Annotated in this window: 27 protein-coding genes; 25 read left to right on the plus strand and 2 right to left on the minus strand. The window is 59.4% G+C overall.

Going from position 1 to position 24,833, the window contains the following annotated elements; genetic code table 11:
- Positions 1-5: 5 nt before the first annotated feature.
- Genes nifN through fdxB form a run of 5 tightly spaced genes read left to right on the plus strand, consistent with a single transcriptional unit; the run spans position 6 to position 2,793 of the window.
- Positions 6-1,388 carry a nitrogenase iron-molybdenum cofactor biosynthesis protein NifN gene (nifN, locus tag IVB18_RS04655; RefSeq protein WP_247988131.1) on the plus strand — a complete coding sequence of 461 codons (1,383 nt, stop codon included), beginning with the start codon at positions 6-8 and terminating at the stop codon, positions 1,386-1,388.
- A gap of 22 nt (positions 1,389-1,410) precedes the next feature.
- Positions 1,411-1,806, plus strand: coding sequence for a nitrogen fixation protein NifX (gene nifX / locus IVB18_RS04660; RefSeq protein WP_247324224.1), 396 nt, complete (start codon positions 1,411-1,413; stop codon positions 1,804-1,806).
- 10 nt (positions 1,807-1,816) lie between these two features.
- A complete protein-coding gene (locus tag IVB18_RS04665; RefSeq protein ID WP_247988132.1) occupies positions 1,817-2,287 on the plus strand; it encodes a NifX-associated nitrogen fixation protein in 471 nt (156 codons plus the stop codon).
- A gap of 7 nt (positions 2,288-2,294) precedes the next feature.
- Positions 2,295-2,495: a CCE_0567 family metalloprotein gene (locus tag IVB18_RS04670; protein WP_247324226.1), complete on the plus strand. Its 201-nt coding sequence runs from the start codon at positions 2,295-2,297 to the stop codon at positions 2,493-2,495.
- A 13-nt stretch (positions 2,496-2,508) separates the two neighbouring features.
- A complete protein-coding gene (gene fdxB / locus IVB18_RS04675) occupies positions 2,509-2,793 on the plus strand; it encodes a ferredoxin III, nif-specific (protein ID WP_247324227.1) in 285 nt (94 codons plus the stop codon).
- Positions 2,794-3,667: 874 nt separating this feature from the next.
- On the opposite strand, the gene IVB18_RS04680 is transcribed toward fdxB, so the two are convergent.
- Positions 3,668-4,258, minus strand: coding sequence for a hypothetical protein (locus IVB18_RS04680; RefSeq protein ID WP_247991552.1), 591 nt, complete (start codon positions 4,256-4,258; stop codon positions 3,668-3,670).
- Positions 4,259-4,584: 326 nt separating this feature from the next.
- Here IVB18_RS04680 and IVB18_RS04685 point away from each other — a divergent pair, with 326 nt between their 5' ends.
- From IVB18_RS04685 to IVB18_RS04745, 13 genes are all read left to right on the plus strand, one after another.
- Positions 4,585-4,905, plus strand: a complete 321-nt coding sequence (locus IVB18_RS04685; protein ID WP_247324229.1) for an iron-sulfur cluster assembly accessory protein — start codon at positions 4,585-4,587, stop codon at positions 4,903-4,905.
- A gap of 39 nt (positions 4,906-4,944) precedes the next feature.
- Entirely contained in the window at positions 4,945-5,238 is a 294-nt protein-coding gene (locus IVB18_RS04690) for a NifU family protein (protein ID WP_247324230.1), read from the plus strand.
- 18 nt (positions 5,239-5,256) lie between these two features.
- Positions 5,257-6,450 carry a cysteine desulfurase NifS gene (gene nifS / locus IVB18_RS04695; protein ID WP_247988133.1) on the plus strand — a complete coding sequence of 398 codons (1,194 nt, stop codon included), beginning with the start codon at positions 5,257-5,259 and terminating at the stop codon, positions 6,448-6,450.
- Complete coding sequence (gene nifT / locus IVB18_RS04700) at positions 6,447-6,668, plus strand: putative nitrogen fixation protein NifT (RefSeq protein WP_247324232.1); 222 nt, start codon at positions 6,447-6,449, stop codon at positions 6,666-6,668. Before nifS ends, nifT begins: the two co-directional genes overlap by 4 nt.
- A gap of 489 nt (positions 6,669-7,157) precedes the next feature.
- Positions 7,158-9,263 carry a prolyl oligopeptidase family serine peptidase gene (locus tag IVB18_RS04705; RefSeq protein ID WP_247988134.1) on the plus strand — a complete coding sequence of 702 codons (2,106 nt, stop codon included), beginning with the start codon at positions 7,158-7,160 and terminating at the stop codon, positions 9,261-9,263.
- 640 nt (positions 9,264-9,903) lie between these two features.
- The gene (gene nifB / locus IVB18_RS04710; RefSeq protein WP_247988135.1) at positions 9,904-11,460 is read left to right on the plus strand and encodes a nitrogenase cofactor biosynthesis protein NifB; all 1,557 of its coding nucleotides are present in this window, start codon (positions 9,904-9,906) and stop codon (positions 11,458-11,460) included.
- A gap of 15 nt (positions 11,461-11,475) precedes the next feature.
- The gene (locus IVB18_RS04715) at positions 11,476-11,700 is read left to right on the plus strand and encodes a 4Fe-4S binding protein (protein ID WP_247297545.1); all 225 of its coding nucleotides are present in this window, start codon (positions 11,476-11,478) and stop codon (positions 11,698-11,700) included.
- A 1,121-nt stretch (positions 11,701-12,821) separates the two neighbouring features.
- A complete protein-coding gene (locus IVB18_RS04720) occupies positions 12,822-13,142 on the plus strand; it encodes a nitrogen fixation protein NifZ (RefSeq protein ID WP_247988136.1) in 321 nt (106 codons plus the stop codon).
- Positions 13,139-13,378 carry a nitrogen fixation protein NifZ gene (locus tag IVB18_RS04725; protein ID WP_247388549.1) on the plus strand — a complete coding sequence of 80 codons (240 nt, stop codon included), beginning with the start codon at positions 13,139-13,141 and terminating at the stop codon, positions 13,376-13,378. The genes IVB18_RS04720 and IVB18_RS04725 overlap by 4 nt, the downstream gene beginning before the upstream one ends.
- Before the next feature lie 11 nt (positions 13,379-13,389).
- A complete protein-coding gene (locus IVB18_RS04730; protein ID WP_247988137.1) occupies positions 13,390-13,749 on the plus strand; it encodes a hypothetical protein in 360 nt (119 codons plus the stop codon).
- Positions 13,750-13,760: 11 nt separating this feature from the next.
- On the plus strand, positions 13,761-14,027 hold the full coding sequence (locus IVB18_RS04735; RefSeq protein ID WP_247804148.1) for a DUF6129 family protein: 267 nt from the start codon (positions 13,761-13,763) through the stop codon (positions 14,025-14,027).
- 710 nt (positions 14,028-14,737) lie between these two features.
- Positions 14,738-15,001 carry a hypothetical protein gene (locus IVB18_RS04740; RefSeq protein WP_247388574.1) on the plus strand — a complete coding sequence of 88 codons (264 nt, stop codon included), beginning with the start codon at positions 14,738-14,740 and terminating at the stop codon, positions 14,999-15,001.
- A 395-nt stretch (positions 15,002-15,396) separates the two neighbouring features.
- Positions 15,397-15,777 carry a hypothetical protein gene (locus IVB18_RS04745; protein WP_247988138.1) on the plus strand — a complete coding sequence of 127 codons (381 nt, stop codon included), beginning with the start codon at positions 15,397-15,399 and terminating at the stop codon, positions 15,775-15,777.
- A gap of 139 nt (positions 15,778-15,916) precedes the next feature.
- Here IVB18_RS04745 and IVB18_RS04750 read toward each other — a convergent pair whose 3' ends face one another.
- A complete protein-coding gene (locus IVB18_RS04750) occupies positions 15,917-16,471 on the minus strand; it encodes a peroxiredoxin (RefSeq protein WP_247324253.1) in 555 nt (184 codons plus the stop codon).
- Between the two features lie 534 nt (positions 16,472-17,005).
- On the opposite strand from IVB18_RS04750, the gene nifH reads away from it, so the two are divergent.
- The 7 genes from nifH to IVB18_RS04785 all read left to right on the plus strand — a co-directional run bounded on the left by nifH (position 17,006) and on the right by IVB18_RS04785 (position 24,820).
- On the plus strand, positions 17,006-17,896 hold the full coding sequence (nifH, locus tag IVB18_RS04755) for a nitrogenase iron protein (protein ID WP_026233535.1): 891 nt from the start codon (positions 17,006-17,008) through the stop codon (positions 17,894-17,896).
- A 66-nt stretch (positions 17,897-17,962) separates the two neighbouring features.
- Positions 17,963-18,682: a nitrogen fixation protein NifQ gene (locus IVB18_RS04760; RefSeq protein WP_247988139.1), complete on the plus strand. Its 720-nt coding sequence runs from the start codon at positions 17,963-17,965 to the stop codon at positions 18,680-18,682.
- 593 nt (positions 18,683-19,275) lie between these two features.
- Entirely contained in the window at positions 19,276-20,544 is a 1,269-nt protein-coding gene (nifV, locus tag IVB18_RS04765; protein ID WP_247988140.1) for a homocitrate synthase, read from the plus strand.
- A 2-nt stretch (positions 20,545-20,546) separates the two neighbouring features.
- On the plus strand, positions 20,547-20,879 hold the full coding sequence (gene nifW / locus IVB18_RS04770) for a nitrogenase stabilizing/protective protein NifW (protein WP_247324255.1): 333 nt from the start codon (positions 20,547-20,549) through the stop codon (positions 20,877-20,879).
- A gap of 1,171 nt (positions 20,880-22,050) precedes the next feature.
- Complete coding sequence (locus IVB18_RS04775) at positions 22,051-23,163, plus strand: electron transfer flavoprotein subunit alpha/FixB family protein (protein WP_247324357.1); 1,113 nt, start codon at positions 22,051-22,053, stop codon at positions 23,161-23,163.
- 11 nt (positions 23,164-23,174) lie between these two features.
- Positions 23,175-24,482, plus strand: coding sequence for an FAD-binding protein (locus IVB18_RS04780; RefSeq protein WP_247988141.1), 1,308 nt, complete (start codon positions 23,175-23,177; stop codon positions 24,480-24,482).
- 41 nt (positions 24,483-24,523) lie between these two features.
- Complete coding sequence (locus IVB18_RS04785; protein ID WP_247279062.1) at positions 24,524-24,820, plus strand: ferredoxin family protein; 297 nt, start codon at positions 24,524-24,526, stop codon at positions 24,818-24,820.
- Positions 24,821-24,833: the final 13 nt, after the last annotated feature.

Raw genomic sequence — 24,833 nt, forward strand, 5'->3', positions numbered from 1 at the left:
ACGACATGGCGATCGTCACTACCTCGAACAAAGCCTGTTCGGTCAATCCGCTCAAAATGAGCCAGCCGATCGGCGGCTCATTTGCCTTCCTGGGCCTGCGCGGCGCGATGCCGCTTTTGCACGGCCCGCAAGGTTGCACGTCCTTCGGGCTGACGCTGTTCGTGCGCCATTTCAACGAAGCCGTGCCGATGCAGACGACCGCCATGAGCGAGGTTGCCACCGTGCTCGGTGGCCATGAGAATCTCGAACAGGCGATCCTCAACCTCTACAATCGCGTCGAGCCCGAGATCATTGGCATCAATTCGACTGGCGTCACCGAGACCAACGGCGATGACGTCGAAGCCTTCATCCGGTTGATCCGACAGAAGCATCCGAAGCTCGAAAAGCTCCCCCTTGTCTACGTCTCGACCCCGGATTTCAAGGATGCCTTTCAGGATGGCTGGGGCAAGACAGTGGCGCGGATGATCGAGGTGCTTGTGGCTCCCGTCGACGCAGCGAGACCGCGCGATACCTCCCGCGTTAACGTGCTACCTGGTTGCCACCTCACGCCCGGCGATCTCGACGAGCTTCGCACGATTTTTGAGGATTTTGGGCTCAAGCCCTCCTTCCTGCCGGACCTTGCCGGCTCGCTGGACGGTCACATTCCCGACGAATTCACGCCGACCACGATCGGGGGCATTGGAGTGGACGAGATTGCGACCATGGGGCAGGTGGCCTGGACGGTCGCGATCGGCGCGCAAATGCGCCGTGCGGCCGAGGCCATGCAGGTGCGGACAGGCACGCCGTTCCGTCTGTTCGACCGGCTCTGTGGCCTTATCCCAAACGACGAATTCATCGCTTTCCTGAGCCAGATCAGCGGCCGGTCGGTGCCCTGGAAATATCGCCGGCAGCGTGGACAGCTGGCAGACGCCATGCTGGATGCACATTTCCATATCGGCGGTCGCAAGCTCGCGATCGGCGCCGAGCCGGACTTGTTATTCGATCTCTCCAGCTTGCTCCACGAGATGGGGGCACAGGTAAGTGCTGCGGTGACGACGACGAACTCACCGGTGCTCCAGCGGGTCAGGACCGAGGACGTCCTGATCGGCGATCTGGAGGATCTTGAAGAGCTTGCCAGGTCGCGTGATTGCGACCTCTTGATGTCGCATTCACATGGTCGCCAGGCCGCTACGCGACTTAATGTTCCGTTCTTCCGGGTAGGCTTTCCGATGTTCGATCGCCTTGGCGCTGCGCACCTCACGACCGCTGGCTATCGCGGCACGCGCGATCTGATCTTTGACATCGCCAATCTGATCATCACCGACCGCGAAACCAACCATGGGCCGACGCCCGACACCTGGCGATCAACCTGCGGCGGCCCGCAGGTCCATCCGCCCCAGGTGCATTGAGCAGGGAGAGAAAACAACCCGGATGAAAGTTGCATTCGCCACTCAGGACTTGAAGCACGTCGATGCCCACTTCGGCTGGGCCAAGAACATCGCGATCTACGAGGTCGGCCCGGACGGGCATCGGTTTATTGAGGCGATCCAGTTCGACGGTGACCTCACCGAAGACGGCAATGAGGATAAGCTCGCGCCGAAGATCGAGGCGATCAGGGACTGCGCAATCCTCTATGTTGCGGCGATTGGCGGCTCGGGCGCTGCGCGAGTCGTCGCGCGCAACGTCCATCCAATGAAGGTGCTGCAGCCAGAGCCCATCGACGAGCTTTGCGTCAAACTCGAAACCGTGCTGAAGGGGTCGCCGCCGCCCTGGCTGCGGAAGCTGCTCACCAAAAGCCCGGAACGTACGGTGCATTTCGAAGCCTGAAGGAACAAAGATGGCAGATCCGTCTGAAGTCAGTCCAGCCGCCGCCGCGGCGGAGGGGCCATTTCTGAAAGAGCTCATCAAGATCTGGCGCGCCCAGGACACCCACGGCGCCTGGGAGGGCAAGAAGGATCTCGAGCTGCTCGAACCCTACGTTCTCGACAAGGACAAGCGCCGTGCGCTGCCGATCGTCGGCAATCCCGACCCGGACACGACATGGCGGCTGGAGCTGTTCTTCGACGCCGTTGCGCTCTCGATCGAGAAGGCGACCGGTGTGATGATCTCGCCAATGCTGAAGATGCATCACGAAGGGTTCGGTCGGATCGTACTGATCGGCGGCCGGCTCGTTGTCGTGAGCAAGCAGCTGCGCGACGTGCATCGCTTTGGTTTCGATCATCTCTCTGAACTCGCCAATCAAGGCGACAAATTCGTCAACAGTGGCGTTGAGATGATCCGTAAGTTCCCGGAAGCGGCGAGTTATTGAGGCAAGTGTGAGCGATATTGAAACCCTGAAAGCGGAAATAAAGAAGCTGTCGGCCAAGGCGACCCAGGCCAAGATGGACCTCCACGACCTCTCCGAGGAGCTGCCGGTCAACTGGTCGTCGATCCTGAGCGTGGCCCAGAAGGCCCACGCTGCCTTCAGCGAACTCGAAAGCAAGCGCCAATATCTTCAGGGGCTGGACAAAGCATAACGGACGGTTGGCCATGTCATTCAGGACCCGCGACGGTCGCAATTGGAGGCCGGACTACCTGGTTTCTATCGATCCCAAGAAGTGCATCGGCTGCGGCCGCTGCTACAAGATCTGCGGCCGTGAGGTCATGACGCTGAAGGGGCTAAGCGAGGGTGGCGAGATCATCGATCTCGACGAGGACGACGATGAGGTCGAAAAGAAGGTCATGGTGCTGAAGGACGAAGGCGCTTGCATCGGCTGCAGCGCCTGCGCCCGGGTGTGCCCAACAAACTGTCAGACCCACACACCACCTGGTTGATTTAGCTTCTCCGACGAGATCGACAAGTCAGTTGTCAGATACAATCTGGTAAGGAACGCCCAGATCCGACCTGTTCTACTGGCGTGAAGCCGGCAGTTGCCGAGTCGGCCGTGAGCTTGCATGGGCCAACTGGCCGATCTTCGGTTGGATCGGTCGGATCTCGCAAGACGAGCGCGCTCGATCCATTGAGGCGAACTGCAGTCGGCCGCCGGCGCAAGCAGTTGATGAGCTAGGACAGCTTCGGTTGCGGCATTCTGCATAGCTTCGCTTCGTTCTCACGATATTGAGGACGTGCGGCCAAATCTGCTCAGCTATCGCTTGGCCTGGCTCGATCAACCGGCACCCCGCCGCCGCATTTTGAGGCTCTGCGGAACTGCATGTACGAGGCAAACCGCTTGACACTGGCACGCTGGGTTCTCTCGAACGATGCAACCTGCGCGTTACTCAATCCCCGGGTCGGTCTCCCATCATCCATGGGCGCAGCTCGTCGACAACCTGTCGGCTGGCGAGCATCGACGTGCGACATCTCTGCGCCGCGCAGGCCGGCAAAGGCCTGGGGCACAGCGCCAAAGCCGATCCATACATCGTCGATCAGCCCTCTGAAATGTGTGACCGCGATCATGAACCGATGAGCATTGGAACGTCCGGATCCCCATGGACGCAGTCAGCCGGTCCGTCGCGGCCAGCCGCCCCTCGGTGTAATTGACGACAGTGCTCTTGGCCAACACACGCCTAGCAGAGTGGCCGTGTGATCTCCCGAAAGGTAGGCCGATCACCAGGGTTTGTCAGAGCCAGTCCCAGGCGAAGCGGGTGCAGTGTCTCTCTCTGCGGCATACTCGTCGGGCTGCCGAGAGAGAGGGTCTGAGGCGATGCCTCAGACGGGGCGGTTTTCGCTTCTGTTCTTCACCGGCTCCATTTTGGCCAGGCCGTCCTCGTATGAGATTTCCGCGTATGATCCACCGATGTCCTTGGCCGCGTCGAGCAGGTAGTCGAGCCTACCGGCCGTACCGAGCTTCTTGATGTCATTCTTGTCGACGCCGGCGAGGTCCATCATCTCCTTCCACACAGTTGATTCGTCGCAAGGCAGAATGCGGAAGGTGATGTCGCCTATCTTGGTGCGGTACTTCGCGAGCGGATCAATGTTGTTGCAGAAGATGAAATAGCTCCCTTTGGGGCTCAGCCTGCCATCCAGAACCTTTGCGGCCTGAGGTAGATACGCGAAGGAATGCAGATATCCGGCAAGGACTGGGATGGTCGGTTCGCCTTCCTGCGCGATTGCAAGAACTTGTTCGATGGAATAGTCCGGCGGTCGTTTTTCGTCGGCGAGCTGGGCTTGGAACTTCAGCGCGATGTCGCCCCGAAATCCAAATCGCCCCGACTTCGTTGTCTCGGTCTTAAGCACCGCATTCAGCAACCGCCCCTCCTTGTCCAACTGGCCAAGAGCAGTGTTGTCGATCGACGTCATGGAAGGCTCCTCATCAATCTGTCGTGCACATGCATCGCCCAATGCGGCGTGTCCGCTAACCTTATGCAAGTTGTTTGCCGTGCGCCTATGTGTGCAGCGACGCACAGCGTAAGCGGCGGCTTGGCGCAATGTGCAGGGATACGTGCTGGCACCATCACGAGGTTTCGGCCGGATGAGGTCGGGACGCCGGAAAACCGCCTGTCGCAAAGCCGACAGGTCGCAAATCGAATGGTCGCCGCCTTCAAAACCAATTGTTTTCAGCTGCATCTCGACTGGCATGGGATTTGCGAACTGTGCCTCGCGACAGAACTGAGAGCGAGCCAGAAATGATCAACCTAACGGATAGCGCCATCAACGCACTGAAGGCCGCAATCTCCTCGACAGCCCAGCCGGCAAGCGGTTTGCGGATCATGGTCGAAGGCGGCGGTTGCCAAGGGTTCACATACAAAATGGGTCTTGCTCATGAGCCGGTCTCCGATGAGCCCGTGTTCGAGCAAGACGGGATCAAAGTATTCGTCGACAACGCAAGCCGGGCGCATCTCAATGGCACCACGATCGACTTCGTGGTGTCGCTCGAAGGATCGGGGTTCCGCTTCGATAACCCAAATGCCAAATCGAGCTGCTCCTGCGGCAAATCGTTCAGCTGAGCCGCCTTCGGACCATTCGCAATGGAAGGAGCATCGAACATGGGCCTGAAGGCTGAACGAACGAAGCAGTCTTCGACTGCAGAGCCTTCCGATCGCGAGCGGACTGTCTGCGCGGTGCTCGATGAGATTCGGCCAAGCCTCAGGCGTGATGGTGGGGATTGTGAGCTCGTCGAAATCGACGGCAACAAGATCATGGTCAGGCTCACCGGCGCCTGCATGTTATGCAAGCTTGCGGGCACGACGCTCGCGGCCATTCAGGCGCGCCTGATCGAGCGGCTCGGCGAGTTCGTCCGCCTGATCCCGCTCCCCGGAGCTGCCAAAGTGGGGCATTAAGTGCAGAGCGGACAGTCCATGCGGCCGATCTACCTGGATAACAACGCGACGACCCGTGCTCATCCTTTGGTCGTGGCGGCAATGCTGCCGTTCTTCTCTGGGCAATTCGGCAATGCCTCGTCCGCGCATGCATTCGGCATTAAGGTTGCGCCCGCATTGAAACAAGCGCGCCGGAAGCTGCGGGCCCTCGTTGGCGCGGCATTCGATCACGAGATCGTCTTCACGTCGGGCGCGACTGAATCCGACAACACAGCGATCCTGTCCGCGCTCGCCGTGCAGGAGGGACGCGACGAGATCGTCACAACGGCCGTTGAGCATCCGGCCGTGCTGTCCCTTGCCGAGGAGCTGGGACGACGAGGAATCAAGACCCATGTCATTCCGGTCGATGCAAGCGGCCGATTGAACATCGAGGCTTATCGCAACGCATTGTCGAGGCGCACGTCAATCGCCTCGGTCATGTGGGCCAATAATGAGACCGGTACGATCTTTCCGGTGAAATCCCTCGCCAAGATGGCGCGCTCAGTCGGTGCGCTCTTTCACACCGACGCGGTCCAGGCGGTCGGGCGGATTCCGATTGACCTGAAGACTACGGACATCGACATGCTGTCGCTCTCCGGCCACAAGCTCCATGGTCCGAAGGGGATCGGCGCGCTGTATGTGCGCAAGGACATCAAGTTTCGACCGCTGATCTTCGGCGGCGCACAGGAGCGGCATCGTCGCGCTGGCACCCAAAACGTTCCGGGCATTATTGGGCTCGGCAAGGCGGCGGAACTCGCTGCGGCACACCTCATACAAGAGCAGATGCAGATTGGCGTCCTTCGCGACCGGCTGGAGCAAGGCATTCTCGCTCTCGGCTGTTGCATCGTGCTTGGTCATATCAAGAACCGCTTGGCAAATACGTCTAACATTGCCTTCGAGCATCTCGAAGCAGACGCCATCGTCAACCACCTGAACCGCAACGGAATTGCCGTCTCACTCGGTTCAGCCTGCGCGTCCGGCTCGATGGTGCCGTCCCATGTCCTGCGCGCGATGAGAGTACCACCGGCTTTTTTGCGCGGTGCGGTTCGCTTCTCGCTGTCGCGCGACACGGCGCCCGATGAGATCGATCGTGTCCTGCAAGTCCTGGCGGACATCACTGCCAAACAGAGAGCCTTGTGGCGTGCGTGTCAGGAGCGCGCGGGCGAGAGCTCACAACTTGCGGAGCTCCTATGAAGGTCATGATTCGCCGTTCGCCCGAGACGGGGCTTTCGATTTATGTGCCCAAGAAGGATCTTGAGGAGCCGATTGTCGAATGTGAGCACGAGACGCTGTGGGGTGGTTGGATTAGAATCGCGAACGGCTGGGTGCTCGACCTACCCGCGATGGCGAGTGACACCATCCTTCCAATCACTATCAACGCCAAGAAGCGCGGCGGCGAAGCAACCGAATGATGAATGCTGCGACTCCACAGAACCTCGCCAAGCCAGCGGATGCGGAAGCTATTCTTGGCGGAGCGGTCCGGCCTCTGCGAGGAAGGCCACATCATTCCCTGGCTTTGGCTTGGCGTGACCGAAGGTTCCAGCCGACCGTGCCGATGACTCCGGAAGCGCTCGAAGCGTTCTTGGGAACCAAGATCGCGCCGACGCACGGTGCCAAACGCAATATCTCGGCCTAGGCCAGCACTGAGGCGTTAGGCCAGCGCGATGGCGTTGACGGGGGAGGCCCTCGCGAGGGCCAATTGTGCTGACATCGCCAGCCCGGTCGTTGCATTCCGCACACAGCGTCAGGCCAATTGCTACAACTCCGCAAGAGTCAGTTTCGAGAGGATTGAATCTCGCGCCGGGCCAGGTCGTAGCTTGCAAATTGTGATGCAACGTTCGCGATGCAAATCCTTGAATCAGTCTCGAACTACGCGTCAAGACTAAGGTTGTAAATGAAGCATGGTCAGACAAAGAGCGTCGACGAGGTCGCGAACTGGAAGGCCAACGCCCTCCGCTCCTGACGATGATCCCTATCTATGGTTGGAACAGATCGAAGGCGCGCGGGCGCTGAACTTCGTCGAGCGGCAGAATAGCAGAACCCTGGAGGTGTTTGGCGGACCTGCAGCCGAACGAGACAGAGATGCGCTGACAGCGATTTACGACCGACCTGACAATATCCCCTATGTCAGCCGGCGCGGCGGGTATCTCTACAATCTGTGGAGGGACGCCAATAATCCACGCGGCCTCTGGCGGCGAACCACTCTGGAAGAGTATCGCACGCTGAAGCCGTCATGGGACATCCTGCTCGACCTCGATCAACTTGCCGTCAGCGAAGGCAAAGACTGGCTTCTGAACGCCACGGCCGCACCGCCTGGAAATTACTCGCGGTGGATCTTGAGTCTATCGCGCGGCGGAAGCGATGCCGTCACCTTGCGTGAATTCGACTCAGATACGAAGCTCTTCATCCACGATGGCTTTATCTTGCCGGAAGGCAAAGGCAGCGGCGTATGGCTCGATTCTGATACGCTGGTGTTGTTAAGCTCCCATGGCGACGGCATGGCCGCGACCACCGGCTATGCGCGCACGGTGAGGCTGTGGCGGCGTGGTACGCATGTTGACAAAGCGGCAGTGATCTTTGAGACCAAGGCCGCTCATGTGTCAGTCGGTTGCAGTGTTGACGACACTGTCGTGCCGCCCAGGATCTGGTTCCTCGATGCGACAGACGTCTCCAATTGCGTGGTCTGGCTGGGCGATGAAACGGGCGCCAAGACGAGGCTCGATTTGCCAAGTAACATCTGGATGCGGTCGCATCGCAACTGGCTTGCCCTGAAGCCGCGCGAATCCTGGTCTGTGGCAGGGCAGACCTATGCCGCGGATACGGTGCTCGTCATCCCGCTGCCGGCGTTCCTGGCGGGCAGCCGCCAGTTCGAGATTCTCTTCGAGCCGGGCCCGCGCCGTGCGCTGCAGAGCTTCTTTTGGAGTGCGGGCAAGCTTGTGCTTTGTATTTTCGACGAACTCCGGCCAGTCTTCGAGATCTGCGCGCCATGCGATCATGGCTGGAACCGCGAGCAATTGGGCGGGCTTCCTGATCTTGGCGTCGTCGACATCTGGTCTCTCGATCGCGATCCGTCCGAGAGCAATGGCGACTTGCTGGCTCACGTCGAGGATCCGCTCACCCCGCCGTCCCTCATCCTGATGGAGCGGGGCGTTGGCAGTCCCGCCGTGCTGAAGCAGGCGCCGAAGACGTTTGCCGCGGAGCACTGCGTGGTCACGCGGCACGAGGCCATCTCGATCGACGGTGAGCGAATTCCCTACCTGCAGACCGGCCCGGTCAGACAGACCGGCAACGCGCCGGTCCATCTGAGCGGATATGGCGGGTTTGGGATCTCCGTGAAACCGTATTACAATTCCGCGCTCGGTAAGCTTTGGCTTGACTGCGGCGGCACCACGGTTCAGGCAAATTTGCGCGGCGGCGGTGAGTTCGGCACGCGCTGGCACGACGCCGGCCGGCTGGCCGGCAAGAGATTGTCGCATGACGATTTCGCAGCCGTCGCCGCCGATCTCGTTAAGCGCGGCGTGACACAGGCCAAGCGGATCGGGGCCGAGAGTGGATCGAACGGCGGCATCCTCATTACCAACATGCTAACGCGATACCCCGGGCTCTTTGGCGCACTGTTCTGCACCGTCCCGCTGATCGACATGCGCCGCTACACCAAACTGCTCGCCGGGGCGAACTGGCTCGCCGAATATGGCGATCCCGACAACGCTGAGGAGTGGGAGTGGCTGAAGACCTATTCTGCCTATCATGCCGCAAGACCCGGGCAGTCCTATCCACCGATCCTGATGGCCACCAGGCGGCGGGACGATCGCGTCCATCCCGGACATGCGCGCAAAATGGCAGCGAAGCTGCAGGCGATGGGCTATGAGGCTTATTTCTACGAGCATGCCGCCGGCGGCCACGGCTATGGCAAGGACAACAGCGAGCACGCCGGCTTGTTGGTGCTGGGCCTGCGTTTCCTGAAGAGCAGGATCGGCTGGCTGGATACCGAGACGTCAGCGACGTAGTGTAGTTGTTGGACGGCAGTTCGTGCGATGTCGACCGAGGCGGCTGCAGCCTTACGAATCTGATCGGCATCCACACCCGCACGACCTATTCGAGATGCCAATCAACGTTTGGACGCACGGTCCAATTCGTGGCCGTCGGGACCCTGGCCACCAGGCGTTTCTCTTCACCTGCCCGACAATGCCTTCCGGAGTGTCAGGCAGGGGCCCGCGTGATCTTCCACGACATAGGTCGGTAACGGGGGCTGCTTCTTGTCGGTATCTACGAAGGATCGCCAGTTCAAGTTGTCCTTCAAAGCGTCCGGAACGTCTTTTGCGGATTGTGCTTTGCATACGCGTCACATTTCGGCGACAAGATCAACTTTCAACGACACCAGCCGCCATGCTCTTTGCCCAAGGGCATAGATGAAGCAGCGTACCCGCCGTCATAAGAGCGCTGCCAGCGCTCTTGTGATCGCAATTTCTGTCAGCTTTCCAACATGAGTTGATAAAACTGACATTCGAGCAGGCGTTACCTAACTGCTTGAAGCGGACCACAAAATTCGTTTGTGGCAGGTATGGCACGCCAGTTGCTCTTGGCTTTTCAGAAACGACTCTGGGAATGCTTGCTGGAAGGATTCGGCTTGCGAAGAGAATTGGAAAAATGAGTACTTCAGCGCAACACCAGGTATCCTGCGGCGGCGGCGAGATCAGCGAGACCATGCAAGTCATGGCTAAGCACAAGAGCTGCGGTACGGTCGGTGGCAGCGGCAAGGCGAGCTGCGGATCTCAGGCCGGCATCGGCAATGTGCCAAATGAGGTCTGGGAAAAGGTGAAGAACCATCCCTGCTACAGCGAGGAGGCGCACCACCATTATGCCCGCATGCATGTCGCGGTCGCACCCGCCTGCAATATCCAGTGCAATTACTGCAATCGTAAATACGATTGCGCCAACGAATCGCGCCCCGGCATTGTTAGCGAGAAGTTGACGCCGGAGCAGGCCGCCAAGAAGGTGCTGGCGGTCGCTTCCGCGATCCCTCAGATGAGCGTGGTCGGCGTTGCTGGCCCTGGCGACCCCCTGGCGAATCCGGACAAGACATTCAAGACGTTCGAGCTCGTCAATAAGCTCGCGCCAGATATCAAGCTGTGCCTCTCGACGAACGGTCTGGCGTTAGCTGATCATGTCGACACGATCGCAAGACTCAAGGTCGATCACGTGACGATCACGATCAACATGATCGATCCCGATATTGGCGCAAAGATCTATCCCTGGATCTTTTACCGCCACAAGCGCTACACCGGCATTGAAGCTGCAAGCATCCTCAGCAATCGGCAGCTCCAGGGCCTGGAGATGCTCACCGCGCGCGGCATCCTGTGCAAAGTCAACTCGGTGATGATTCCCGGGATTAACGATCAGCATCTGGTTGAGGTTAACAAGGCCGTGAAGTCGCGCGGCGCCTTCCTGCATAACGTGATGCCGCTGATTTCGTCGCCCGAGCACGGCACCGTGTTCGGTCTCAGCGGGCAACGCGGCCCGACCGCACAGGAAGTGAAAGCATTGCAGGATAGCTGCGAAAGCGAGATGAACATGATGCGTCACTGTCGCCAGTGCCGCGCCGACGCCGTCGGACTGCTCGGGGAGGACCGCGGCGCGGAGTTCACCATGGAAAAGATCATGGCCATGGACATCGAATATGATGAGCAGGCCCGAAAGGAGTATCAGGCCAAAGTCGAGAAGGCGCGCATTGCAAAGCTTGCGGCCCAGCAGGAGCGGCTTGCGGGGCTCGCCAGCGCGTCCAGCGAAATCAAGGTGCTGGTGGCGGTTGCAACCAAGGGCTCGGGATTGATCAACCAGCACTTCGGTCATGCCAAGGAGTTCCAGATCTACGAGCTCTCGACTTCAGGCGCAAAATTCGTTGGCCATCGTCCTATTCATCCCTATTGCCAGGGCGGCCATGGCGAGGACAGCAAGCTCGAAGTCGCCATCGGCGCCATCAACGATTGCCATGCCGTGTTCGTGTCAAAGATCGGCGGCTGCCCGAAGGCCGAATTGATCAAGGCCGGAATCGAGCCGGTCGATCAGTATGCCTGCGAGTTCATCGATGGCTCGGCGATCGCCTGGTTCAAACTCTATCTCGATAAAGTCAATGAGGGGAAGATCAAGCACGTTGAGCGGGTCGATGCGGCGGCCCGCCACAATGGGCTGATTTCCGCAGCCTGAGGATGGGTTCAAACAATGCCCTTCAAGATCATCGCCTCGCAATGCACGGGCTGTTCGGCGTGCGAAACGCAATGCCCGAACTTCGCTATTTCCGAGCGAGCCGGCGTTTTCCTGATCGATCCTGAGAAATGCACCGAGTGCGCCGCCTACTTTGATGAGCCGCAATGCGTGGCGGTTTGCCCGGTTGACAATACATGCGTGCTCGACACGGCACTGCCGCGTCACCAGGAGCCTGCTTGAGGGCCACGATGGATGTCACTAACGGCACTAAAGGTTCAGAAACTCGGGCGGATGATGCTCCGCCTTGACGAGGCGCCGGCCGCGGCTTTCGCCTTCTCAGACCGGGTGGACGGCTCGCCCTGGTCGCTAACCTTTTCGCCAGTTGTCAAGCCATATTCTGGCGACGCGCACGTCGGCGGGAGCGCGTCGAGCTATTCTTGTCGGCCCGAAGGCCGCTGTCTTGAGCGTCGAGGATCGATTTCGCCGATGGGCCCACGAAGGGCGGACCCGTCTTCCACGATATCAATCCAGTCACCTGCGGCCATCATTGATCAGGCGACATTCATGCCCGAGGCCTTCTTCAGTTGGTCATCCGAGAGAGGGCGTCCTCACCGAGCCCTGTCTTGGTCGCACGGTGTCGAGCCGGCCGAGCATCATCCCAGGGCGACAGGGCTATCCTATCACCTCGATGAAGGTGCAGAAGGTACACCTGCGCCACGCCAAGGCGTTCGCACCCGATCACGTGATGCGGAAATGAATTTCCTGCCACCGGTGCGGTCGGCGCCACCAAGCCGGAATTCGGCTGCTATGAGAGCACCTCGTGTGGGTCTTCCTGGTTCTCGTTCAACGCATATTGCCGACTTGCAGATGCGTCTCGGGCAACTCGGGAAGGACGGCAGCTGTCGGGAGACTGCTGGGGCTTTGTCCCGCGGACAAGGCTGGCGCCAAGGTGTTGTTGGGTACGCTCGAGCGTATGGGCGGGACCGTGAGTGATGACGTCCACAATGCCCTCGGTTGCCGGGGTAATCAGGTCGACTCTGTCGGCTGTGCGCATCCCGCGCTGAAGCACGCGGCTCGCCGCCGGCTCAAGCACGCCTCCCTCGATGGCAGACGCGCGTGGCGCGTCGATGGCTTCTTCAACATCAACCATGGGCTCACGATAGTTATCTCAAGCATCTGGAGTTTAGGTTGCGGGCGTTGATGTTGCTGCACCGGGATCCCGACAGGCTCATGCAATCCGTGATCGCAAGCGCCGCCGTGCGGGAATGGAGGGGGTTGATCGAGCATCATGATAGGGCGGTCCGTAAGGCCGGGCGCCCGCGAGGCGCGGTACAGTTGAACTATGGAACAGGGACGGCAGCATGAGCAACATCGCCCGTGACAGCGACATCGTCGAGCTGACGGACGCCCCCTTCTTTGATTATGGTGACAACGTGCGGGCCAACCGCACCATCCGCAACGACGGCACCTATGTGGGCAAGGAGATCGGTGAGGTTCTGGTCAAGAAAGGCGAGCTTGGCTATGTCGTCTCGATCGGCACGTTCCTGCAACAATTTTATATCTATGGAGTCGAATTCCTCGGCTCCGGCAATCGCGTCGGCATGAAATGCAAGGAACTCGATCTAGTCACGCGAAACCGCGAAGGCGAGGAGCCGTTCTTGCCAGGAGCGGCACCCCGATGATCGAACCAAGATTGCCAAAATACCGGTCAGGCCAACGTGTCAAGGCCGCAATCGATCTGCTGAACGACGGTTCCTTTCCCGACGCGTCGGCGGAAGAGTGTCTGGTCAGCGTCGGGTACATTGGTGAGATCGTCCAGGTCGGTCGCCACACGGAAGCGAACCTACCCATTTATATGGTCGACTTCGGCAAGCAGTTGGTGGTTGGCTGCCTCGAGGCAGAAATCTCTGCAGTCTAGGACATCGCGCAATGAACGCCGCAATCATCAGACGACATCATTCCGGATTGCCTGCGCAACCCAACGAGCTCGACCGGTGGCGGATCGTGCGCGCGCTGACGAAGAGCGAGCGCTACCGATATGTCTCGCCAAAGGTGACAGCGGTTGCTGGCGGCTATCTGGTCGAGAGCCCGTGCTGCTCAGGCAATATCAATGCGGAGGGCGGCCTCGTCGACGTCGCGCTGCTGCACCACGATAGGACTGGAGTGGCATGGCAGCTGTTCCGCAAAGATCACCGCAAGGGCGTCTGGGAGTGGCATTCGACCCATCAACGGCTTGGCTTGGCGACAGCGGTTCTGAACGCCGACCCTGAACGTTTGTTCTGGCAATAAGGATTGTGGAGATGGTGCTCGAAGGCGACTTGACGGAGATCGAGCAGACGCTCGCCGTCGTTGATACAGCCTCTGAGCCCTGCCTGACGCTCCGGCAGAAATTTCCACATCTTGCCTGGATTTGTTGCGAGGCGTCCGACATGACGCAGAGTCCGTTCCGCCGGATTGGAAAGTTCGACCTGCATCTGCTCGACAGTGGAGGTCACTGTGTACAGATCACGAATGATCCGCAGCGCGCCACCGGTATTGTGCTAGCCAAGCGCTCTGGCAAGTCATGATCAAGCAATCGCCTGCCGGTGCCAAGCTCACACAGGACGGCTAGGCCCGCGGGTTGTTGGCAATGCCGTAGTGGCCGGCCCGGGAAATATCACCATCAGGTCGCACGCTCGTTCATCGGGTCCATGAGACGGGGGCAGGCGATGGTCTCGCAGAAGTGTTCGCTGAGGGCGGAATTGCCTGGGTATCTCAACGTGGCTTATTAATCCACGGATACTGCGGTAGATCAAATTTGGATGAGCGAGCCGTGCTCGATCGGCTGACGAGGAGTAACGCTCAGGCATTGCAAGAGTTGCCTTTGTGAGTACTCGCCCTTAAGTCCGCAGGACTTCAGAAAAAAGGAGAAGACGTTTGTTCTTTGCGCGGTAACGCCGTGCACTTCGGAAGGCCGATTGATGATGCGCGCAAGTGAGGCAGTGCGACTGTCCCGGCCGATCCTCGCTACTCCATCAATATTATTGGCGCCTGGAAATATCATTCTACGAAATTGGTGAGTGAAGTCGGCGCATTCAAGCAAGAAGGGCTTTTCGCGTTGTTTTTCGAAGATGCATCGGGCGTCCCTTCTCTATGGCTTGCTTCCATGTTGAAGTGGCTGACGCGCACGTCGAGAATCGGGCTTGTCACGCGGATAAAGATCCAGAGGACGGAGGACAAATTCGCGTGTAGTTCCAGTGCTTATCTCGGAGAGAAAAATCCGCTTGAATAGTTGTCCATGACCATTGATATGGTAATGGGAAGCAGTTGCGTCTTCGCCAAAACCAAGGCGCTACAGGCAAATGTGCAAAGCGAAATCGGAGAACACGTGGCAAAAAGCACCAAGCGCAAAGAGTATAGTAAGGATGACGTCAAGCTGCTCAAAGCGCACTCAAAGGCCCGCACTCCTGTAGTTAGGGTTTCAAAGCTTATGAAGCGATCCGAGGGCTCTCTAAGACAGAAAGCACGTACCTTGGGGATTGGCTTGGGTCACCAGCGCTGAGATACGCGTCAATGTTCGGAAATTGACCGGCGTGATGATCGAGACGGCCAGGCGGCTTACGACCGCCGGGCCACCTGATCGTTTCAGGTCCCTGCGCCCGAGGGTCAGCTCGCGCGATGAACGAGCTGACCGGTTTCCCGATAGACCGGCTCAGTTGGCCAAACCTCGTCGAGTGTCATGGTTTCAATCAGGGACTGATAAACCCGACTCGTTCGTCTCATAGTGCGGCTTACATCGGTGAATATAGATTTACCGAGCCCGGAAATACGGTCCGCGAGCGTGCCGGCGGATCATCGTCTCGGCCGGTAGACGTCATTCGGCGCTGAGCGATCTCCCTCTGCCTCCACCCTTCTCGAGGCGCGGCGACTGGAACCTAGTTGCGCCGAAGAGGGAGCTTGGCACCATTTTTTCCGAGTCCGTGGGCGCCGGCATCGTCGGCCTACAGCATTAGCGGCCTGCGGCTGACGCAGATCGCTCTGATGATGCTGCCGGCCGTCAAGCCGCAGAAAGAAGGGAATAGCCGCGGTCCGGCCTACGGCGACAATATAAAGGAACTCTGGCAGGAGATGTGCGTCCAGCAGGCGCAGAAGCGTACAAGTATTTTGTATGTTCATGCGGAGCCGCGCCGGCATCCTCTTGCATGCGGGATTTGTTGTGAGGTGAGCAAAGCGGTGGTGAACATTGTTCATCGTCATCATCGAGACCGTCGATTTCGCCGCCGCGACTGCCGCACGCGGACAGCGCGGCGGCCGCGGCAGACTCCATGGTGGCAATGAGAATTGAATTGCAGGCCGCACTCGCTAGCAGCAGGCCGCATTTGCGGTAAGATCGTCTCATCTGGTATCCGACAAACGATTGAATCTGACGTCCTTCGAATGCGGGAGCTGCTCCTTGCTGCACTTTCGATATGTTGCGTCAGGCAATTTTAAGCGTGTCGCCGCCGATTTCGCGGTTGCAAGGGCAGAGCTCATCAGTCTGTATCGCATCCAGAACGCGTAACGTGTCCGTCGGACTGCGGCCGACATTGAGGCTTGTCGCATAGACATGCTGGATCGTGTTCTCAGGATCGACGATGAAGGTGTAGCGATGCGCGATGCCATCACGCGATCGCACTCCAAGGCCATCGACCAGTGCACCCTTGGTGTCGGCAAACTGCCAGATCGATAGACGGTGCAGATCCTTGTGCTCACGCCGCCAGGCGAGCTTGCAGAACTCGTTATCGGTCGAGCCACCAAGCACGATTGCATCGCGATCGGCGAAATGCTTGGACAGGCGAGCAAACTCAGCGATTTCGGTTGGGCAGACGAATGTGAAATCCTTCGGGTAAAAAAAGATGACTTTCCATTTTCCGGGGAAACTCCTCTCAGTCAGCGTCTCGAAGGCGCTCTGCCCGTTCTCTTCTTGCAGGTGAAAGCCGGGCTTCACGCCTGTGATGTCGAACGGCGGCAACTTACTTCCAATTCCAGGCATATTGTCCTCACAACATCGCGTCACACGGAAACAGCGTTCCGCGATTGGCAAAGCAAGCGATATGCCACCCGATCTTACGGCAAGTACCCATCATGCCGGTCGTGGAACATTCGCCTTTGATGATGGCGGTGTCCTCGAAACCCCATCTGCGCCGTGTGGTCTCCTCGATTGTCTCGGGCTTACGGCCCGGCATTCCCCGTTCCGCGCTCTTTCGGCCGGCACTCGTAGTGGAATCCACGCGCCGGGCTTTGTCGGGTTTCTATCAGAGCCCTTGCCGCTGTCGGGTCCGCCACAGCATCCGGTCTCGGACATTGCGCTATTAGTCGAGCTTAGTCAGATGCTTAACGCGCGTGCGAACGAATGGCACGCCAGTTGCTAACTGGATGCAGCAACAACGAGTGAGGGCTGAGGGCACGCCGACGCCGATGGCGAGCGATGGCCTCCTTCCCGAAACCCGTGTGCCCACGTTTCTGAGAGAGAAACAGCCTCGCGCGTTCGGCGCGAAAAATTGGCAATCGGTTGATGGAGAGCAACATGTCTTCGCTGAGACAAATCGCGTTTTATGGCAAGGGTGGCATCGGTAAATCGACAACGTCGCAAAATACGCTGGCGGCTCTTGCTGAGCTGGGCCAAAGGATTCTGATCGTCGGCTGTGATCCCAAAGCGGACTCGACTCGCCTCATCCTGCACGCCAAAGCGCAGGACACCATTCTGAGTCTGGCGGCGAATGCCGGCAGCGTTGAGGACCTCGAAATCGAGGACGTCATCAAGCTCGGCTACAAGGACATTCGATGCGTCGAGTCCGGCGGTCCAGAGCCGGGGGTCGGGTGCGCCGGAAGAGGCGTGATCACTTCGATCAACTTTCTGGAGGAGAATGGCGCCTATGAGGACATCGACTACGTCTCTTACGACGTGCTCGGCGACGTCGTCTGCGGCGGCTTCGCGATGCCTATCCGCGAGAATAAGGCACAGGAAATCTACATCGTGATGTCCGGCGAGATGATGGCGATGTATGCCGCCAACAACATCTCCAAGGGTATTCTGAAGTATGCGAATTCCGGCGGCGTGCGCCTCGGCGGCCTGATCTGCAACGAGCGGCAGACCGACAAGGAGCTGGAGCTTGCAGATGCTCTTGCCAAGAAGCTCGGCAGTCGGCTGATCTACTTCGTGCCACGCGACAATGTCGTGCAGCACGCGGAGCTGCGCCGCATGACTGTGCTGGAATACGCGCCAGAGTCCAAGCAGGCGGATCATTATCGCAATCTCGCGACCAAGATCCACAATAATGCGGGACAAGGCGCCATCCCGACGCCAATCAGCATGGACGAGCTCGAGGATATGCTCATGGAGCACGGCATCATCAAGCCTGTCGACGAGAGCCTGGTCGGCAAGACCGCCGCCGAGCTCGCCGCTGTTTCGGCATAGTTCATGTTGTCGGCCTTCTCGACCGGGGCAGGCCGACATCGTCCACTCAGAAGCTGGGGGACCTTCATGATTGGCACACAAAGCAAATTGGCCGATACGATGTCATCTCCTGTATCAGCAGCTCACATCGCCGAGCAGCGCAATGCAAGTGAGCTCTACGGCCTTCTGACCGGGCGCCATCCAACAGAAGTCGACATCAGCGACGATGACGATTTCGATCGCCATGTGCTCGCTTGCGTTCTCGCCGCATCCGCTATGGATGGCGGCCAACTTCCCGAACGGGCTGGCTTGACTAACCAGGAGCTCGATGCGCTCTTGGTGCAATACTTCCCATCCACCCCGGTCAGGAGTTGTACCTGGCGCGAACAGTCCGCGTTACCGGCTCCTGACGAGACGATTATGGTGCGCGACCTCCTGCTTGCGCAACGTTCCACTCATGGCGAGGTCGGCGGCTGGCTCGCGACGATGATCGCGCGGCGCGCCATGGAGCCTAATCACCTGTGGGAAGATCTCGGTCTGCGAGAGCGGGACGAATTGTCCCGCCTCCTGATGCGCCATTTCGGGCCGCTGGCGGCTCGCAACACCAAGAACATGCGCTGGAAGCGCTTCTTCTATCGCACGCTATGCGAAGATGACGGTCTGGTGATGTGTACCACGCCGGTCTGCACGGAATGCAATGATTTTGATCTTTGCTTCGGCGGGGAGAGCCGGATGGCCGGACGCCGGCGGGATCATCTGCGTCGTCTCGATGACTCCGTCCAAGCCATCCCAAGTTCGCAAGACTGAGCTCATAATGGATGCCCCCTCCTCGGCGCGAGTCCCGGTGTATCGGACGAACTTTCGGCCAGCTGTCACATGACGAGACTGAGGGTTTGAAAAGACACCGGGGTAAACAACTTCGCGCAGGCGGCATAAGCAGGACGCGGCGGCACCTGATGATCGCGGCTTGATAACTGGCGGAGGCGACCGTCACATTTACCGCCGAGATGTTCTATGTTGACGCGCGATCGACGCCAACATCCGCATCTCGATCGCGCCCCGCTGAACTTGTTTACGAACGCCGACTTGTGGTTGGACCGAACCCGATGGCTCAAAAATCTTCTTCGATAAGCGCCGGAATGCACGCGCCTTCCCCGAAGTGCTGCAGCTTGAGGTGAGGCCCGAACCGTTGCCCGGCTAGCAAGCTTCCAAGTTCGGCGCCTGCCTTCAGCTCGGTCGCAAGCGCACCGAACCTGGCGCTCCACCGTTTCCACCCTGTCGGATTTGCGACACACCCGACTAATCTGAAATTCGACGTCGTTCACAGGTTCTTGGGAAATTCGAGCGGGTTGGCACAGCAGTTGCTGAACAGCTTCCGGAATAAACATACGGAGCCGCTGATGGCGTTCGCTGCCGCAATCACCGGGCCCGACAGAGATCGGTCGAGGTCCATAGTCCTTAATGACACCACGTTGCGCGACGGCGAACAGACACCCGGCGTGGCCTTCACGACACCGGAAAAGGTCTCGATCGCGCGTGCGCTGGCCGCGGCCGGAGTCACGGAGATCGAGGCCGGCACGCCGGCGATGGGTCAGGAAGAGATTGCCGCGATCCGAGCGGTCGCCGAAGCGGGCCTTGCGGCGACGATCATCGGCTGGTGCCGGATGAAACCCGCGGACGTCGATGCGGCGGTCGAGGCCGGTGTTTCGATGGTCAACCTATCGATTCCATCGTCCGACGTGCAGATTGCGGCGAAACTCGGTGGCGGCCGTTTGGCCGCGCTGGAGCGGGTGAAGCGCGTCGCGGCCTATGCTCGCGACAAGGGACTGGATGTCGCGGTGGGTGGCGAAGACTCCTCGCGTGCCGATGTCAACTTCCTGATCGAGCTGATCGCAACCGCCAAGGCGGCCGGCGCGCGGCGCTTTCGTGTCGCAGATACGCTGAGCGTGCTCGATCCCGACGCGTCCTTCGCGCTCATGGCCGCACTGCGCGCCAGCACCGATCTCGAGCTCGAATTCCACGGCCATGACGATCTTGGGCTGGCAACGGCTAATACGCTGGCGGCGATCAAGGCCGGTGCGACGCACGCCTCTGTGACGGTCATTGGACTGGGCGAGCGAGCCGGCAATGCGCCGCTGGAGGAAGTTGCCGTCGCACTCAGGCAGCTTTACGGCGGTGATACCGGCGTGCTGCTATCCGAACTGGAAAAAGTCGCGGCCGCCGTTGCAGCCGCAGCGTGCCGCACCATTCCGCTCAACAAGGCGATTATCGGCGAGCATGTCTTTACCCATGAATCCGGCATCCACGTCGATGGGCTCTTAAAAGACCGGACCACCTACCAAGCGCTGGACCCGGGGTTGCTCGGCCGCTCCCACCGCATTGTGATCGGCAAGCATTCCGGGCTTGCCGCTATCACTTCGCTCTTGTCTGAGTTGCAGCTTTCGGTCACCGCCGAGCAAACCGAAACCATTCTCGCGCGCGTCCGCAAGCATGCCATCGAGCACAAAGGCCCGGTTTCCCAGGAAACGGTGGTGGCGATCTGGCGCGACATTCACGAGAGCTCGCTCGTCAAACGAGGGCGATCGAGTGGTCAGCCATGCGCGTCGCGCGATCAGGTTGGGACATTCGAGCCAGGACGGTTTCTGGCCGCGGATCTAGATGGAGGTTGAGAATGACGACGGACGGGATCCTTTCGCAATTGAACAAGGCCTCCGCGGCAGAGGAGTTTTTTGCACTGCTCGGCGTCGAGTACGATGCGAAAATCATCGACGTGGCGCGGCTTCATATTCTGCGTCGCATGGGTCAATATCTCGCGGGCGAGGAGTTTACCGGTGCATCCGATCCTGACATCGCCTCGCGTTGCAAGGCCACGCTTGAGCGCGCCTATGCCGATTTCGTCACGTCCTCCCCGATCGAACAGCGCGTGTTCAAGGTCCTGAAGGATGCGGCCGCACCACAATCGAACAAGCATCCAGCATTGGTGCAGCTCAGTTCCTTGGAGTGAATTGAGTTTGTATCTCGTGCCCTGGAGCGTGAAGGTTCAGAGAACCTGCCAACCTCCCAGGGCGTCGAATTCAAATGGAAGTTGCAACGGCCTCGCGGATCCGCAGCTTGGACACTCGGCTCCTTAAGGTAATCACGGCTCAGCCCTGATATTTCCGTCGTTTCAAGCTGGTGCCCATGGTGCACCTATCTCCTGCAATGGTACGCCGGCAGCGGGGAGCGCATATTTGGCGAGGAAAGCGCAGCAAGATTCGGATGACTGTCTTCTGTCGCATTCCGGACACGGGTCAGCACGGTTTCGAATGTTCCGATCCTCGTGAGAGGCTGCCAATCCGATTTCCTTCAGTAAGATTCTGTATTGGCGGTCAATTTTCATTGTCTGCGCAATTGGTACGACAATTGCTGACATATGCTCAGTTAGTTTGGAGAAGCGAATGCACATCTTGGTCCGCATCGAGTTTGTTTTGGACGCCGCGCAGTTTCGCGCGCGCTGCCTGTCGGCATCATGATGCGTCGCGACGCCAAAGCGATGATTGCATATTCTGGCCTGGCTGAGCTGAAAGCTGCGCTTGATCCGCGCCAAAGATTCGTCGACGAAATCACTCCCGTTGGCCGATCTATGGCCGAGGTTTCGCGGGGGGAGCCCTTGCTCTCCAGCGCCGGTCGCGCGGCGCCGCTGACGGGCGGCTTCACCGCCAACCCTCGTGCCCTCGCCAAGAGTTGCGGGCGTGTCTCTGCAATCGGAAATATTCCGACGGCATTCGGAGTAATGGATCGCGTTTTCACCGGCAAGCTCGCGGCCGACAATGGCACCAGCCGAGCCTCTGGCAGGTCCTCGATCTGTTCCAACTCGGTTGCATCTCGAAGATGAGGGGGACCAATCGATCGGCTCGGGTGACCGCGCGGTTGCGTGCCTCACTAGTTCCATTGCCAAATGGTGGCCCAGAATGCCGAACCCGGAAAGAACCCCAAGCGCGTGCTTCCGGGCTCGTCGACAAAGGTCCAGCAATGGGTGTCTCGGCCCCGCGCTGCTGCCAGGCGGTGTTGAAAAAATGGCGGCGGGCACGCGGCCGAACTCTTAACTGAAGCAATCTTCACGCGCGAATTCAAAGCTGAAGGCGGAGCACGCTTCGCTGGCGAGCCGCTACTGAACAAGGATGGGAGTACAGATGATGAGCACCGCACCCAAAAGCGCCGCTCCGGCCGCGGGTGGTGGTCGCGCGGCGACCAAGAGGGAGCTGCCCGAACGATTCAAGGCGTATAAGCACGTCTGGGTCTTCATCGAGCAGGAACGCGGGATAGTGCACCCCGTCTCCTGGGAGCTGATGGGTGCCGGCCGCCGGCTCGCCGACAAGCTCAACGTTGACCTCGCCGCGGTTGTCATCGGCCCGGTCGGGGAGACAACGCAGCAGGCGATCGCCGAATCCTTCTGCTACGGCGCCGACCTCGCCTATATCGTCGCGGATGATCTCTTGGCCGATTATCGCAATGAATCCTACACCAAGGCCCTGTCAGAGCTGGTCAATACGTACAAGCCGGAAATCCTACTCCTAGGGGCAACTACACTGGGCCGCGATCTCGCCGGCTCAGTGGCTACCACACTGCTCACCGGCCTAACTGCCGACTGCACCGAGCTCGATGTCGATGCCGACGGCTCGCTTGCAGCGACCCGGCCGACGTTTGGCGGCTCACTATTGTGCACGATCTACACACTGAACTATCGTCCACAGATGGCAACCGTCCGTCCGCGCGTGATGCCGATGCCCGAGCGCGTGACCGGCGCCGTCTGGCGCGTCATCTCGCATCCGCTCGGGCTTGTAGAAGAAGATATCGTCACAAAAGTGCTGTCGTTCCTGCCGGACCGCGATTCTACAAAGTCCAACCTTGCCTACGCCGACGTGGTCGTCGCCGGAGGGCTCGGTCTGGGATCGCCTGAGAACTTCCAACTGGTACAGCAGCTCGCGGACGTGCTTGGCGCCGAATATGGCTGCTCGCGGCCGCTGGTCCAGAAGGGCTGGGTCACCTCGGACCGACAAATCGGCCAGACCGGGAAAACCATTCGGCCAAAGCTCTATATCGCGGCCGGTATTTCCGGCGCGATCCAGCATCGCGTTGGCGTGGAGGGGGGCGACCTCATCGTTGCCATCAACACCGACAAGAACGCTCCGATCTTCGACTTCGCCCATATCGGCATCGTCACCGACGCCATTCGACTGTTGCCCGCATTGACCTCTGCATTCCGCGCGCAGCTGTCGCCGCACTCGCACGACCGCATCGCTGGCTAGGGGAGCTTGTTATGATCGAGGAAAGATTCGACGCGATCGTCGTCGGTGCTGGCATGGGCGGGAATGCGGCAGCGCTTACCATGGCCGAGCGGGGCCTAAAAGTGCTGCAGCTGGAGCGCGGCGAGTATTCGGGGTCGAAGAACGTGCAAGGCGCCATCCTCTATGCCGATATGCTGGAGAAGCTGATCCCGAATTTCCGAGAAGATGCACCGCTTGAGCGGCATCTCGTCGAGCAACGCTTCTGGATCGTGGACGAGCGTTCGCACACGGGGATTCACTATCGCTCCGATGATTTCAACGAGGAGAAGCCGAACCGCTACACCATCATCCGCGCCCAGTTCGATAAATGGTTCTCGCAGAAGGTCCGCGAGGCCGGCGCCACGGTGCTGTGCGAGACCACGGTGACCGAGCTCCTCCAGGATTCCCATGGGAGGGTCGTCGGGGTGCGCACAGACCGAGATGGGGGTGAAATCCATGCAGATGTCGTCGTGCTGGCCGAGGGGGTGAACGGAGTGCTCGGGACGGGGGCGGGCTTAAGAGGGCGGCCGAAACCGGACAAGGTCGCACTCGCGGTCAAGGAGATGCATTTCCTGTCGCGCGAGACAATCGATGCTCGCTTCAATCTCAAAGGCGACGAGGGGCTCGTCATCGAAGCCGCCGGAACCATCTCCCGCGGCATGACCGGTATGGGCTTCATCTATTCCAACAAGGAATGCATCTCGCTCGGTATCGGCTGTCTTGTTGCCGACTTCCAGCGTACCGGCGAGACGCCTTACGGCCTGCTCGAGGGCTTCAAGCGTCACCCGTCCGTCGCGCCGTTGATCGAGGGTTCGGAAGTAAAGGAATATTCCGCGCATTTGATCCCCGAAGGTGGATACAAGGCGATCCCGCAGCTTTGTGGTGAGGGCTGGGTCGTTGTCGGAGACGCCGCCCAGCTCAACAACGCCATCCATCGCGAGGGGTCCAATCTGGCGATGACGTCGGGCCGTATCGCCGCGGAAGCGATCTGCCTTATCAAATCGCGAAATGATCCGATGACGGCCAAAAATCTTTCGCTTTACAAAAAACTGCTGAATGATTCCTTCGTGATCAAGGACCTGAAGAAGTACAAGGATATGCCGGCACTGATGCATACCCACTCGCAGAACTTCTTTCTTACATATCCGCAGCTCTTCTCCAAGGCGATGCAGGATTACGTGCGCGTCGACGGCACACCAAAGCTTGAGAAAGAGAAGCTGATGCTGAGCTCGTTCATCAAGGCGCGGTCGTGGAGTGGACTGTTCAGCGATGCCCTGCGCATTGCCCGGGCCTGGCGGTGATCACAAACCAAAGACAACGACGAACGACGGAGCCAGAAACAATGCCGAGCGAGCCATCCCGACGTGTCGAGGACAAACTATTCTACAACCGCTATCTCGTTGATTCCGGCCGCGCCCATATCAAGGTGCGGCCGCACACCACACCATCCTCGCGGCTCTTATCGATGCTGAAGGCCTGCCCTGCACGGTGCTACGAGCTCAGCGATAAAGGTCATGTTGAGGTGACCGTCGACGGGTGTATCGAGTGCGGCACCTGCCGGGTGATCTGCGAAGAAAGTGGTGATATCGAGTGGAGCTACCCACGTGGTGGTTACGGTGTGCTATTCAAATTTGGTTAAAGCTTCGGGGTAG

Source organism: Bradyrhizobium sp. 186 (genome assembly GCF_023101685.1).
GTDB lineage: Bacteria > Pseudomonadota > Alphaproteobacteria > Rhizobiales > Xanthobacteraceae > Bradyrhizobium.